Source organism: Enterovirga sp. CN4-39 (assembly GCF_049446235.1).
In the GTDB taxonomy this organism is placed as follows: Bacteria; Pseudomonadota; Alphaproteobacteria; order Rhizobiales; family Beijerinckiaceae; genus Enterovirga.
The window spans coordinates 54517-69273 of record NZ_JBMSEF010000017.1 but is presented as its reverse complement, the minus strand read 5'-3'; the positions used below and the strand labels follow the sequence as shown (position 1 = coordinate 69273).

Genomic DNA, 14757 nt, shown 5'->3' with positions numbered 1-14757 from the left:
TATCTCGGTTCGACATATCACCCGTGAACGACTGCCGGGCTCGCCTCGTTCGTCTTGCGCCAGGACTCTACGCGATCCGAGTTGGACCAAGCTCCGACGCAAAATACGAGGTCCAAGGCATCCCCTTACCAGCGTGCCAGATCGCGCCGGCGCCGGGGCAAACTCATGTTGAAGTGCTATCCCATCCCGGAGAAGGCGCGGCTTGGCTGGAGAACACAGGCGGGGCTGCCGTGGTTCGGGTTGATGGAAGCACCGGCACTGTTGTGGTCACAAGCTTCGGCGAGCGGCAGGGCCACGGCATAGCCCCTGCTCCGATCGAGATCCTGAAGCTGGACGAAGGCTTGGAGAATGTCGGTAGCGACGCTTTCCGCATCGACGCGCCGGCGCCTAGAATGAACGCGGTTCTTCCGGCCGCTCCGGTGCCCTCGCAGGTCAGGAAGGAGCCCAACGGGGCCGCGCCCGCGAGAACTTCACCCTTCCTGGTCAGACGGCCCGCCGCTCTGAACGATGTCCCGTTAAGTGCCCTGCTTCACATCCAAAGGGCTGGAGACAGGCGACTCGCCGTGGAACCCGGATCCTGGATTGGCGATCCAAGTCAGCGCGCGTGGATCGAGGGCCTAGCGCTTCTCCCCTCGCAGGTGCTGCAACCATCCGACCTCGAATACAGAACGTTGGGGTCGGGCGGGAAGGAAGGGAAGTGGGTTCAGGGCGGTGCATACTCCGGCACTCGACGCCAGGGACGGCCTGTTCTGGGCTTCGCACTTCGTCTCGCCGGTCCGGCGCGGGACATCTACGAAGTCTCGTATGGAGGCTTTTTCCTCGGCGCCAGGGAGAGCGGTATTTTTCGGGACGGCGAGCTTTGCCGTTCCGAAATTGCCAATGATCCGCTTCTCGCCATTAAGATCTGGATCTCGCCTCGTGTGCGGTAGAACTTGGTCCTGCTCTTCTCGCGCCGGATCCATTGCGGCCGTGACGTGTGACGATAGACGGTGAGATATCTTTTTCTCCATCAAAACTTCCCCGGTCAATTCCTACATACAAGCTCCATTCTCGCGGACCGGGGGAACGAGGTTGTTGCCGTGTCCCAAAGGGGGAGACGGGTTCACCCCCGAATAAAGAGCCTGCAGTACAAATCGCCCCCGCCAGAGCCAGGCATCCATCCCTTCGTGAGAACATTTGAGGCGGCCGTCCGGAACGGAGAAGCAGTCGCCGAGATCTGCAGTGAGCTTAAGAAAAATGGCTTAGTGCCCGACCTGGTCGTCGGTCACACCGGCTGGGGCGAGACTTTGTTTATCAAGGACGTTTGGCCAGGTACGCCGCTCCTGGGCTATTTCGAATATTATTACCGTTACGCTAGCTCAGACGTCACCTTCGACCCAGAGTTTCCACCGACTGCGCGAGATCCGTGGCGAATTCGTGGGATGAACGCACCGATCCAACTTGCGCTTGAAGCAGCGGATGTCGGCGTAACACCTACGGAATGGCAGCGATCCCTCTTTCCTCCGTCGCAAGGGGGGGACCTGCAGGTCCTGCACGAGGGGATCGACGCGGAGGCAGCGCAGCCGGTCGACTACTCCGAGATCGCCCTCGGCTCCGGAATCCGCCTCACGAGCGGAGATCCAGTCATCACCTTCTCAGCCCGCAATCTCGAGCCTTATCGCGGGTTCCACGTCTTCATGCGAGCGCTTGCTCGCTTGCAGCAGCGCAACCCTGACGCTCAGGCCGTCATTGTTGGCAGCGACGGCGTTAGTTATGGACGCCGGCCGACGGGTTACGCCACATACCGCGATCAAATGCTGACCGAGTTGCGCGGGCAACTCGATCTTTCCCGCATACATTTCACAGGCCCCCTGCCCTACCGGCAGTACATCAACCTGCTTCAAGTCTCTTCGGCCCACGTATATCTGACTTACCCCTTTGTACTCTCGTGGTCGTTGCTGGAGGCAATGGCGATCGGTTGCGTCATAATCGGCTCGAGGACGGGACCGGTCGAAGAGGTTATCGAAGATGGACACAATGGCCTGCTCGTTGATTTCTTTGACGTCGAGGCACTAGCCCGACAGCTAGACTATGCCGTGCGCTACCGTAGCTCGCTTCGCGAACTCCGACGGCAGGCGCGCCAGACCATCCTCGATCGCTACGATCTGCGCCGGGTCTGCCTGCCCGCGCAACTCAAGCTTTACGATAAGATGGCGACAAGAACCCGGCCACCTATCCATCAGCGCCGCGCAACCCGAGGTCGGGACAACGCGGAAAGCACAATCTAGCTCGCCATCACACAAGTTGCGGCTGCGCCGAACCTCTGACGAATGCTCTTCATCATTCCCCTTCTGGTTCAGGCATTCTATGCGATAGCCAGATTACATCGCGACATCATTCGCAACCGGGTCCCTTGCGCCATCCAAAGCGCCGACCTCCTCAAAATGTCGCCGCGGGTCGTTTCACCTAAACCAGTTTCTCAACGCCTTGCTCACAGCGGATTGGTTTCGGGCACTTTATTCGACGACGGACTCGTCGCCGGCCTACCTTCTGAACTTCTACGACGACCGTGGCGTGGCAGCATGCGAAGACGTACGCGCGGGTTGTCACTTGTGTTGGGTTATGGAATGGAGTCGCGGAATCGCCCTACGAACGGGCTGGCCATGGGGCAAGTTTTCGGTGAGCCGACCGGATTGACCAGCGTTTCACACTTTCATGAGCGCACCCGGCGCTCATTGCGCCCGATGAGCCGAGCCTAGGTCCCACTACGGATCCGGCACTCGCGGGAGGCGTAAGCAAGGCGGCATGAACAAGATCCTTATTCTAGTCGACGCTTTCACGCGAGGCGGGATCGAGACCCATATCGCGAGCGAGATCCGAGCACTCAGCGGGCGAGGCATCGAGGTGCACCTCGGCGTCGGCAACATCGCCCCAGGGGCGCTCGTGCCGGTGGGCGTTGCGGAACTCGTGACCGGGCTGGAGATGGGGCCGTTCGCGCCTGCGAAGGCGATCGTTCGCTCGACCCAACGACTAGCGGAGTACCTGCAAGAGCACGACATTCCACTAGTTCATGCCCACCCCTTCTCAAGCTACGTCGTTGGCTACCTTGCCGCGTCCGAGGCGCGCTCAAGCTTCGTTTGCACCGTTCACGCGCCACTATCCCTCCTCGCACCTTTCGGCCCCGCATGGGACATACTCTTGCGGGACCATGTGTTGCCCGGCGCTGGCCGCGTGGTCTGCGTTTCTCCAGAGGCGGCTGTGACAGCACGCCTCTGCGGAGCTACGGCGTGCGAGATTTTGGGAAACCCCGTCGCGATCTCGCCAGCGGTTGGGCGAACGACCGCTCGCTCGGTTGCAGTCATCTCACGACTCGACGAAGCACGGCTTCCCGGTCTCGCGGACCTGTTTCGCAAGTGTGATGTCCTTGCCCCGGAGATTCTACACATCTACGGGGACGGTGATGCTCGTGAGACGATCCTCGCCGAGATGCCCGCGGCCGGGAGAGCCTGCGGTCAGTACATGGGGTGGTCGCACGAGATCGAGCGGCTGCTGTCTGGATACTCTCTGGTAGCCGGCATGGGCCGGGTGGTGCTCGAAGCTGGGGCGGCGGGTCGGCCGGCGCTTCTCGTCGGCGCGGACGGTGTAAAAGGACTGCTTCACCGTGAGGGCTTCACGGCTGCCGCGAGAACAAATTTCTCCGGACGAGGCATGCCGACGATCTCTGGCGACGAGTTGCGGGAGCAACTCGATATGCTCGCCGCTGAGCCGGAGCGATTCGACCTGCGGCTCCAGGTCGAAGCAGAGCATGCCGAAGGAAGGATTTGGGAACAGTTCACATCGACCACGACCGGCCTCCGCCCTGTCGGGTCCCGGGGTGCCGCCCTACTCCTCGGTGCGATCGCTCGCCAAGGACCAGATGCGGGGCCGCTATTTGGCAGCGAGACATTCGCTGCACTGTTGAGCGGCGAGATCCCGACGGCGACGGCAGGTGCTCTTGGAGAGCTAAAACCGGCAGCGGATCGGGAGATCGCGCTGACTGCGCAACGCGTCGATCAGCGGGAGCTTGAAAGGCGCTTGGAGCAAGCGACGGCTCGGTCGGAAGCCCTCTGCGTTGCTCTCACCGCGGAGCGGACGGGACGGGCGCTCATTAGTGCGGAACTCGACGGCGCGCTGCGGCTCGCAGAGACCGAGCAGGCCGCTGCCACCGCGGCGAGAGTTGACCTCGCAACCGCGCAATCAGCTCGGCAGGCGGCTCTCGCCGATGCTGATACGGAGCGGACCGCGAAGCTGGAGGCCCGACAAACCTGCGCAGACTTGCGCGAACGGCTCGATGCGGCAGAAAAGCTGCTCGAGACCGAGCAGTTGATCCGGATCCAGGCGCAAAGTGCCCGCGGGGTTCTCGAGGAGCGCCTCGCAGCCGCGTTGGCTCGCCCCGCCGCGATTTCATCCGGACCCGATCGCCGATCGTCGGCGAACGAGGTCGGGGCCACCGGGGCGGCGAGCCTGAAACCGTTCACCGCCGCCCGTTCGCGCCGGCGGCTGACCGAGATGAGCCGCGCGAGCGCCTCCTTGTCCGGCGGCGTGCCGGGCCTGGTGAGTGTCGTCCTGCCGGTCTACAATCAAGCAAACTACCTTGCGGCCGCAGTCGAAGGCGTGCTGGCCCAGACCTATTCCGACTGGGAACTCATCATCGTCGACGACGGGTCGAAGGACGATGTTGCCGATGCGGTCTCCCGTTTCGCTCACGATCCTCGCGTCCGCCTCTTTCACCAGCCCAACCAGCGTCTGCCGTCCGCTCTGAACAATGGCTTTCGACGAGCCCGCGGCTCGTTCCTGACCTGGACATCAGCCGACAACGTAATGCTGCCTCACCAGCTGGAAGTGCTGCTTCGAGCTCTTGAATCGAGTCCGACGGCTGGCCTTGCCTACTCCAACTATGAGGCGATCGACGACCGCGGCGCGCCGCTTACCGACCCAAAATGGCGTGAGCACAATCGGATGGATGGCACGTCTTCCGTCCGATTGCCGGCGTTCGTAGCGGTCGACAACTTCCACGCGAGCGAGGACAACTTCCTGGGCGCAAGCTTTCTCTGGCGGGCGGACATACACGCGGTTGTGGGCTGCCATGATGAGAATCTGTTCGGCGGAGAGGATTATGACTTCTGGCTCCGCATGAACACCGTCACGGCGTTCGTGCACGTGCCGGACTCCCTCTACAAGTACCGAGTCCACGACAATACGCTGAATGCCCGCGCCAAGGAGCTCAATATACGCGGCAATGTTGAGCGGCTGCTGTCCGTAGATCGCGATAGGCGATCGACACTCTTAAAACAGTCGGAAAGCCTAGCTCCCCCCTTAAGGTCATCGTGGCGGCCGTCCGATCAGTACAGGGATAGCGTGACGGAGGCTGTCGAGACTCTGCTCTACACCGAATTGGTGGCCACAAGGCCTATCGGCCCGTCCGTCGACCGCGTGCGTGTGCTGGTCATCGACGTTGCGCTCAGAATCGTCGATTTGGCCGTGGTGAGCACCGCGGATATTGTCGTCGTGCCGGACGATCTTACCTTTTTTTGGCTCAAGAGGTGCGATCTTCCTTGGCACGTACGGCTCCTTGCGGGCACGCCTGACGACATGCCCGACGCGCTGGCACATGCCTGCGCCCTGCGCCTCCATGAACGCGGGCTGGAGGCGAGCGGGCATGTCCTCGCAACGAAGCCGCCCGCCGCCCCTGTGACGAATGCGCCGGGGCTCCGCGCGATGATCGTTCTGCCGGCTTGGGGTAAGGGCGGAATGGAGCAGGTCGTCGTTGACCTCTGCACGGGCCTGCAACAGGCCGGCAGCCGCGTCACCCTTGCCGTCGCCCACGGCGACGTTCCGCACGATCTGCAGACTATATGTGCGGAGCAGACCATCGATCTTGTCGCTCTCGAAGGACAGGCCGACAGGCTCGTCGAGTACGTCACGCAAACCGGAGTTGGCGTCGTCAATTATCATCATTGCGCCTTGGCAGCGGATCAAATCCACAGTGCCGGCGCCGTGCCAATCTACACGATGCACAACGCTTACATCTGGTTCGACGAGGCTCGACACGAACAATTACGCTCCGAGCTGTCCCACATGTCGGCTGTGATCGCGGTCTCGCGCCAGGTGGCAGAATACGGGCGAAAAACCTTCGGTGTTGACGCCTCGCGCCTTGTCGTCATTCCAAACGGCACAACGCTGTCGGGCGCAGCGGCCAATCGCGCCGAAACGATAGCTTGGGACGGTCCGTTGCCTGGCCCGGATCGCTTCTCGTTTCTGAATGTTGCGACTTTCAACAGGGTAAAGCTTCAGGACCGCCTGTTGCGTGCCTTTGCGGCGGTGGCCCGGGAGGTTCCGGACGTGCACCTCACCCTGATTGGCGCGGCAGCCGACGAGTCCTTCTTCGAGGAGGTGACCGCCCTGCGGAGCGGCCTCGGGCTCGCCGATCGAGTTGCAATCATCCCCGGCGGGCATCGGTCGGCGGTGCACGAACTGATGCGCAGCCATCACTGTTTCGTACTCCCCTCCCTCGTCGAGGGCTGGAGCATTAGCCTGTTGGAGGCCGCGATGCTCGGAATGCCGGCGGTCGTAACGGATGTCGGATCGGCGCGCGACCTGGCGAGCCGGTCGTCTGGCATTCGGCTGATCCCCGCCCTCGACTCGGTCGACGGCATGGCGAATGGGCGAATGTGGGATGCTCTCCGCCGCCCGGTTCCGCTCTTCGAGCGTACGCTTGCCGCCGCCCTTAGCGACATCGCGCGCGATCGGGAAAGCGCGATGGCAGGCGCCGCTCTGGCGCGTTCTCGGCTGTCCGACGAGTTTTCGGTCCCTCGCATGGTCGATAGCTATCTCTCAGCCATTTCACATGCCCGTTCAATCGGCGCACCCACTCGGGGATGATTATGGGCAGCAACGCGGAAGAACGAGCCGCTGTTTTTCAGACTCTCTCGCAAGCGGTGATCGACATCACCGGAACCCACATGCTTCAGGAGCGACGCCTGCGTCGCAGCCTCGAGGCACGGCTTTCCATCGCTGCCACCGAAAATCCTCTGGGCCTCGATATCGACCCGGGCGATCTCCAGGCAATCGAGCAGCTCTTTTCCGCCTCTCCTCCGAGACTTTCGCGGTACCGGGAGGCACAGCTGCGCGAGCTTGCCTTCTGGCGCTGGGTTGCGTTCGAGGGGTACGGCAATAGAGACCCACGCCTATTCCCGTTTCACCAGCAACATCTGATGTTGTCGACCTTCTACAGGACGGGCTGGTCACGATCCGAGTTCCATCAATCGCGCTTGATCGAACTCGGCTGCGGGCCACTTGGCATGATCGAGTTTCTACCGGGTCGAGAGCGAGTGGCGTTCGATCCACTCAATCCAGCTTACGCGCGCCTGTTCGCGCATTGCAGGAACGAGAACATCCGATACGAGTCGGACAGGCAGGTGCTCGCGGATCTTCCCGGGGGCTTCGACCTGGCCATCTGCCATAACGTCATCGACCACACCGATGATCCGGCGTGGTGGTTCGATACGCTCTTCAACAAGCTATCGCCGGGCGGCCGCTTCCTCATCCAAGTCAATCTGAGTCGGTCCGACGTGCCGCAGGACGAGGAGCATCGCCGAATGCATCCGTCGCCATTCTCGGAAGCCCGGATCAGGTCATGGCTGCGCGCCAAGTCCTCAAGACATTTCGTTCACCTTGAAACCGAGCCATCAGGCGAAGGTGAATTCTACTGTCTTGCCTGGGGCTCGAAAGACTCTGACGAGCCGGTTTGGTATGAAAACGAATTTGCGAAAACCGTTGATCCGGAAGTTTGACACTCGACTAACCATACCCTAGGCGAGCTTCCTAAGATGTCCGCTCGTCCGCTTTAACAGTCACCTCGCACCTGATGGGAATTCTCGCGAAGCTTCGTCGGCTCTCACCGCAATGGCCGATCCCCGGGGCACGACGACGGCTGTCCGGGGCGAACGCGTATGCCGGCCTCTTTATCGCAGAATGGTACGTGTCGCGATATCCGGACGTTGCACGTTCGGGATTATCGCCCCTCAGACACTATCTCCGGCATGGCTCGCGACAGGGCCGGCGCCCTAACCCGTGGTTTCAGCCCGAATGGTACCGGGCACGGTACCGCGATGTCGACGCCGCAGGCGTCGAGCCGTTACTCCACTATGCGCAGCATGGCTGGCGTGAGCGCCGAGATCCGAGTTCCGCGTTCTCGACCAGCTATTACCTCGAAGAGAACCCAGACGTAGCAGAGGCGGGATCGCAACCGCTCGCGCACTTCATCCATCATGGCCGCACGGAAGGGCGCCGACCGCATCCGCACTTGTCGAGCATAGACTTAGCGCATCCTGAGGTAGCAATCATTGTCGATGCTCGAGGATGTGGGGGGGAATACCCGAACGCACTCCACGCGCTTCTCCGCCAGCCTCCGCGGGTCGCACATCGATTTTATGTCGTGCGTAATCCCGACGACAAGGCCGGGGACGGAAAGCTCGCCAACGAGATCGTTGTCGACGAGATCGGGATCGCGGCCCTTAACATCGCAGCGCGATCAGCGCTCGAATCGCGGGCAAGTCATCTCTGGTTTCTCGGCAAAGACGCTCAGCCTGCCCCATCCTCGCTCGACCTCTTGATCGACACCTGCGAATCGGTGGTTGGACCGGTAACGGATCGGGGTGCGCCCGGTCAGAACGTTCCGTTGCCGACCGACATGGCGCGGTCAGCTGAGGAGCATGTTCAACTCCGGAACGCGGGATGGCGGAACCGGACTTTCCTTAGCGAGCATCTGAGCGTGTCCTGTCTGCTCCTCCGGCGAGAGGTGATAGGTCGCGCAGGCTATTTCGATCCGGAGTATTCTAGCGTCGTGAGCTCCGAGGCCGACTTCTCTTTGCGGGTGAATGCGGCCGGTTTCGAGTCGAGCGTCGCGCGGGCAGTCTTGGTTCCGGTCACAACCGTAGCAGAGTCGCCAGCGCAGTTGCCTGACCGCCTCCGCGATCTCGAACGTTTCGACTGGCGACACGGTCGGTCGCCGGTTTCGCGCGAAGAAGGTCTTCTTCAGTCCTGGCAGCAGGACGAAGCTGAACGGGTTATCACCGCGGACACAGCGGTTTGTGCGTATCAAAGCGCCACCATGGCGGCACATAGTGCAGCTGCTCTGAAAGTCGCCCGAGACGCACTTCGCGATGTTTCGGGTGCAGCGCGTCTCCGGCGCACGCTCGAGCGCCGCGACCTTGAGATCCGGGAACTGCGCCAGCAACTGGCCAGAGACGCCGTCGCAGGGCCAGCCGCCCCGAAGGGCAGTCGCGAAACCCTCAGGTTTGGATTCTCGTCCAACCGCGTCCGGGATCCCGCCCCCAAGACTCGGGCGATCTACGCGGGGCTGCTGAGAACCTACTGGGCGGCGCTACAGGAGTTGGGGTGCGCCAACCTAAAGGAGCTCGCATCGGCGGGAAGCATCCTGCACCAGATCGCCCGGGCTATGGAGCCCAGCGGCGCAATCCTGGTCTTCGCCAACCTCGATCCGATCACCTGCGATGAGAAGGACGGCTACAACCAACGCGTCATTGCCATGGACCGTCTATTCGAGCCCTGCGCTCGCATCTACGTCCGCTTGCTCACCGACGAGAAGGACCGGCCGAGCTTGACCGCAATCGCCGATAGAGTTTGGACGCTGTGGGTCGCTGACGCCGATCTCGCAGGGCGCGCACTGATCGAGGCCGTAGCGAATTTTTCGAAGATCTACGTGCACAGCCTTCTATCGCTTGAATGGGAGGGGTTTCGGCGCGCCGCTATGCGGCATGCAAGCCACGCGACGATCGATATTCACGGTGCAGTGCCCGAGGAGACGAATCTACTGGGCGACCCATACCGAGGCCAAGCCTTTGACGCTCTTGAGCGCACGGCATGGCGCAAGTTCGAAGGCGTGGTATGCGTCGGCCTGCCCATGACTGAGCATCTCGGGCAAAAGCACGACAGCCGCGACACTGCTCCGGTTGTGCTTCCGATCATGCCGCAGCACCTCGCAGCGAGGGCCTACAGGCGCGCTCGCCCCAAAGAGCGGCCTCGGGCGTGCTACGCTGGCGGCACCCAGGCCTGGCAGCAAGTCGGGAAGATCGTAGAGGCCGTTATTGCGACGCACAGGTTCTGCGATCACTCGATCTTCACTCCCCAAATTGAGGAACTCGAGCGTGCTTTCAACGACCGGGCCTTCGATTATCGTAAGGCCGGGATCGTACTCCAGGCTCTCGAGCACGATGAGGTACTTTCCCGACTGGAAACCTGCGACTTTGGTCTTCTGCTGCGAGATACATCTATAATCAATCGGGTATCCTGCCCTACCAAGTTGATCGAATATTTGGCTCTCGGCGTAATTCCCGTGCTCGACAGTCCTCATGTTGGCGATTTCGTTGAACGCGGAATGGCATACGTGCCGTTGGAGACCTTCCTGCTCGGCCGATGGCCGGACGCAACTGCTCGCATGGAAATGGCAGCTCGCAATCGAAAGCTCTTCAGTGAGCTATCGGCACAGGTCACCGATGCGGAGACTGCGCTCGGCGAATGGCGCGACGGCGCGCAAGCGCGCGCAGCACGGTTCGTGCAATGAACTCCCTACGTTCACTATCGGTTGCCCTGGTGGTTCCTGCCTTCGATACAGGGGGGCTCGAGCAGACCGTTCTGAACCTGCACCGAGCTTACAGGGCTGCCGGCGTGCCGTCGGTGATTTTAATCGAGGCGAACAACTACGGTGAACTTGCCAGAAAGGTGGCACGCGAGGAAGTCTTCATATTCAACGGCAACGAGGAAGCCTTCCTCTCAGAATTATTCGAGCGCCGCATCAATCTGGTGCATTACCACTACTCGACATTCGGCTTACGTGAACTGAGTCGCCTTGGGGTGCGGACTGTCTACACGTTGCACAACATATATACTTGGCTGGACGACGAGGCGTTCGCGGCTCGCGCGGAGCAGATCCTCGAGGCTGATGACATCGTGGCTGTGTCTCGCTGGGTGCGGGACTATTTCTGCTTTCGCGCCGGGGTCGACGGCGATCGGGTCAGCGTCATTCAGAACGGCATCGATCTCAGTGGACTCCGTAGCGCAGCCTGCGCTCAAACTCGGAACGCACTGGGCATCTCTCAAGAGACATTCGTATTCGCCACAGTCGCATCCTTGCATCGCAACAAGCACCACTTGGTCGCGATCGCGGCGGCGGAGCGGCTGGCGCTTGAGGGGGCCAATCTGCGCCTTCTTCTCGTCGGAGGCGGAGGCGATCCCCAATACGCTTCCCTCGTCAGAGATCGCATGCTTGCCTCGCCGGCCAACGACAAGATTCAAATCGTCCCCCAAATACCGCATGAGCAAATGGGCGCCTTCTATGGCGAAGCCGTCGACGCGATCCTGTTGCCGTCCCTGCAGGAGGGCTGCAGCAATGTGGTTCTCGAGGGTCTTGCGACAGGTCGCCCCATGATACTCACAGATGTTGGCAACGCACGAGAGGCGGAGATCCTGTCAGCAGATGTGACGGTCATTCCGCCAGCGTACCAAGATGTTGCGACCCTCACACCGGATATGATCATACGGCTGAGCGAAATGGATCAGACGAATAATCTGGACGCGATGATTGTCGCGATGCGCAACCTGATCGCCGCCAAGAGGCCACGCCCCGCAACCGCTAGCCAACCTGATCCAAGTCTTCTCGGGGCCATTTCAGCTGAGCGCATGAGCGCCTCCTACTTCTCGCTCGTTGTCGAAGGCCGCCCGCTCCTGACTTGGCCGATGCCGGAGCGATACGCTTGATGGTGGCGTTCGGCGAGAAAAGCCGTGTCTGCTGTGTGGTCGGGACACGGCCCGAGGCGATCAAGATGGCGCCTGTCGTCATGGCACTTCGCCAAAGGCCCTGGGCCGATGTGCGGGTCCTTGCAACCGGGCAGCATCGCTCGCTTTTAGACCAGGCGATGCGATCGTTCGGCATCGAGATCGACGACGACCTCGACGTGATGGAACCAGACCAGAGCCTAGCCTCTCTCACCGCGAGGCTGCTCCTCCGAGCGGATGGGTATCTTGCCCGCGAGAAGCCCGATTTCGTGCTCGCGCAAGGCGATACGACGACCGTACTGGCAACAGCGGTCGCCTGTTTCTATCGCAACGTACCATTCGGCCATATTGAGGCGGGCTTGCGGACGTTCGACACTGGAAACCCTTTCCCGGAAGAGTTCAATCGCGTCGTTACGAGCTTGGCGACGCGTCTCCACTTTGCTCCAACCGAAAGCGCGCGCAAAAACCTGCTAAACGAGGGCGTCAGCGACCCAGTGATTGCCGTCACCGGCAACACCGTAATCGACGCGCTACTATGGATGCGTGATCGACGCCCCGAACCGCCATTTCAATTCGCTCCGGGGGCCCAAGTCGTTCTCCTGACAACGCATCGAAGGGAGAATCTCGGCGATCCGATGCGCGGCATGTTTGCCGCGGTACGGTCCTTGTTGGAGCGGTTTCCGAGGCTCGAATTCGTTTATCCGGTTCATCCAAACCCGAACGTGCGTAAACTGGCCTATGCTACGCTCTCCGCTGAAGAGCGTGTACACCTGTGCGAACCGCTCTCCTACGAGGATCTGGTCGCAACTCTGACGCGCGCCGATCTCGTGCTCACCGACAGTGGTGGCTTGCAGGAGGAGGCGCCAGCGCTCGGAAAGCCAGTGCTCGTACTGCGCACAGAGACTGAGCGACCGGAGGCGGTTGACCAGGGTGTCGTCAAGCTGGTGGGAACAGATGCGAACGCAATCGTTCGTGAGGTCGCAAGACTGCTGACCGATCCGCGCCACTACAGATCAATGGCGAAGCACGTGTCTCCGTACGGGGATGGTCAGGCAGCCAGACGGATTTGCGACGTGCTCGAAGCACATTTCACGCAGGCTGATCAGGCATCTTCCAAGCAGCCATCCGCCCGGCACTTTGGCAGTGCCCGAGTGGCTTAGGGGCGTTTCGTCCAGTCGGAAAACGGGCGCGGGCCTTGATGCCTGTGCACAGAAGGCAAGCCAACGCTTTGGGTGAGTTGTCTGGCGCCGAAGGGCTGACAGTCATGCGTTCGGCCTACGCCTTCGGGGGTGGCGCGTATCTGCTCGCCGTCGGTGGGCCGGCTTGCCAAATCCAGAGCATCAGCATCTCTGACGAGAATGGGCGCCTTGCAACCATTGGCGCTCATCAGATCGAAACTCTCCCCTGGGAACACCCGCCAAGCCATCCTGGCCAGCAAGGCTTATGTCTCGCGATCGCGGGAGAGGCACTCGTCGCAATCGACATTTTCTCCCGGACCCAGGTAGAGATCTGCCTCACGCCGCCCTCCCGCACCGACCCTCAGGTCTTTGCGGTGGAGTTTAGCGACGCCAGAAAAATGGCGGATGCTCCGCTCGACGTTCGTCGCGCGATCGACCGCTCCCGAAACCCAATCACTCGCGCCCTCCTCGCGGGCGGGCCGGCCCTTCGAGACGAGAAGCTGCCGATCATTTCCGCCGAGGCCGCAGCGTGGGTAGGATCGACCCTTGTGCTCGAGCTTCATCTCACCGGACTGCCCGCCGACGACCTTGTCATCCTCTCCGCGGATGGGACAGCAGCGTCGTCATCGCAATCCCGCATAGCGTTCGCCGGAGCTAAGCAGAGCGTGCGCTCTGGCACGCCCGTCTTCGCGGCAGTGGCCCCGTTGAGCCGGGACCGCTCCGTGGAGCTCGTTCTATGTCGGCTCACAGCCGGCAGCCTAGCCCCGATTGCTCGGCTCGAACTTCCCAGCCTGACTTCTCCCGAAACCATGACCGCCCGTTTGTGGGCAAGCGCGGCAGGTAAGATCGATCGCCCCTTCACCCTTCAGAAACTTCTCGCTCATCTTCTCTGCGGCGCCCGCAGGCCTGCCCGGTATTCTGCCAAGGTTCAAACCATCTCCGATCCGGACAGCACGACCACGCCGCAAATCAGCGTCATTGTCCCAATCTTCGCTAATACGGCGCTGCTCGCCGAGATTCTGGCGATGCAATCCCGTCTTTCGAGCTGCCTCTATGAGATGATCATCGTGTGCGATGATCCCGAACGCACCCATGAAGTGCGAGACGTCGTTGCTCGCCACGCGGGCCGCATACGCCACCGCACCATACTGGTCGAAAATTCGGAGAACTACGGCTATGGAGCGGCAAACAACATCGGCTCGCTGGTCGCGACGGGTGATGTTCTACTTCTGCTGAATTCCGATGTTTCGGTTCACGACGACCGAGCCATAGCGACTGCACGAGCATCGATTGCAAGTGGCGAAATGGGAGTCGTGGGGTTCCGGCTGCTGTATCCGGGCGGTGGTCTCCAGCATGACGGCATGACGCTCGTGAAGCACCCGCCGTTCGGCAATCTCCATGTTCTGGACCACCCGGGAAAGGGCACGCGGCCGACACGCGGGACAGCAGAGAACGTCGAGCGCATTCCCGCGACAGAGTTCGTAACCGGCGCGGCACTGCTGATTTCGAGAACCTTGTTCGAGAACATAGGCGGCTTCTCTCCCCTTTTCGTGAGGGGGGACTTCGAAGACGCCGAGCTTTGCCTTCGCGCTCGGTCAGCGGGGGCAGAGATCGGAATCGTTCGGACCAACTCAATGTTTCACGAGGAGAGGCAGTCCATCGCCAAGATCGAGCGCTCATGGAGCTTGGCGGCGATGACATTCCACAACTGCGCCGTCTTCAACCTCTTCCTGCACGCGACGAACGCGTCAGATCATTGATGTCA

At 61.4% G+C, this 14757-nt stretch carries 7 protein-coding genes; all 7 read left to right on the top strand.

All coding sequences use genetic code 11. The features are described from left to right. The first annotated feature begins 989 nt into the window (after nucleotides 1-989). The 7 genes from ACO2SS_RS22485 (at nucleotide 990) to ACO2SS_RS22455 (ending at nucleotide 14752) form a co-directional block, all read left to right on the top strand. Nucleotides 990-2267, top strand: coding sequence for a glycosyltransferase family 4 protein (locus ACO2SS_RS22485; protein WP_423280060.1), 1278 nt, complete (start codon nucleotides 990-992; stop codon nucleotides 2265-2267). 517 nt (nucleotides 2268-2784) lie between these two features. After that, nucleotides 2785-6900: a glycosyltransferase gene (locus ACO2SS_RS22480; RefSeq protein WP_423280059.1), complete on the top strand. Its 4116-nt coding sequence runs from the start codon at nucleotides 2785-2787 to the stop codon at nucleotides 6898-6900. A gap of 2 nt (nucleotides 6901-6902) precedes the next feature. Beyond that, nucleotides 6903-7811 (top strand): class I SAM-dependent methyltransferase, encoded by a 909-nt coding sequence (locus tag ACO2SS_RS22475; RefSeq protein WP_423280058.1) that lies wholly within the window; start codon nucleotides 6903-6905, stop codon nucleotides 7809-7811. A 644-nt stretch (nucleotides 7812-8455) separates the two neighbouring features. Beyond that, complete coding sequence (locus tag ACO2SS_RS22470; RefSeq protein ID WP_423280057.1) at nucleotides 8456-10603, top strand: hypothetical protein; 2148 nt, start codon at nucleotides 8456-8458, stop codon at nucleotides 10601-10603. Beyond that, nucleotides 10600-11796, top strand: coding sequence for a glycosyltransferase family 4 protein (locus ACO2SS_RS22465; RefSeq protein WP_423280056.1), 1197 nt, complete (start codon nucleotides 10600-10602; stop codon nucleotides 11794-11796). The genes ACO2SS_RS22470 and ACO2SS_RS22465 overlap by 4 nt, the downstream gene beginning before the upstream one ends. Next, nucleotides 11796-12974 carry a non-hydrolyzing UDP-N-acetylglucosamine 2-epimerase gene (gene wecB / locus ACO2SS_RS22460; protein WP_423280130.1) on the top strand — a complete coding sequence of 393 codons (1179 nt, stop codon included), beginning with the start codon at nucleotides 11796-11798 and terminating at the stop codon, nucleotides 12972-12974. Before ACO2SS_RS22465 ends, wecB begins: the two co-directional genes overlap by 1 nt. 104 nt (nucleotides 12975-13078) lie before the next feature. Further along, on the top strand, nucleotides 13079-14752 hold the full coding sequence (locus tag ACO2SS_RS22455; protein ID WP_423280055.1) for a glycosyltransferase family 2 protein: 1674 nt from the start codon (nucleotides 13079-13081) through the stop codon (nucleotides 14750-14752). The last annotated feature ends 5 nt before the right edge of the window (nucleotides 14753-14757 follow it).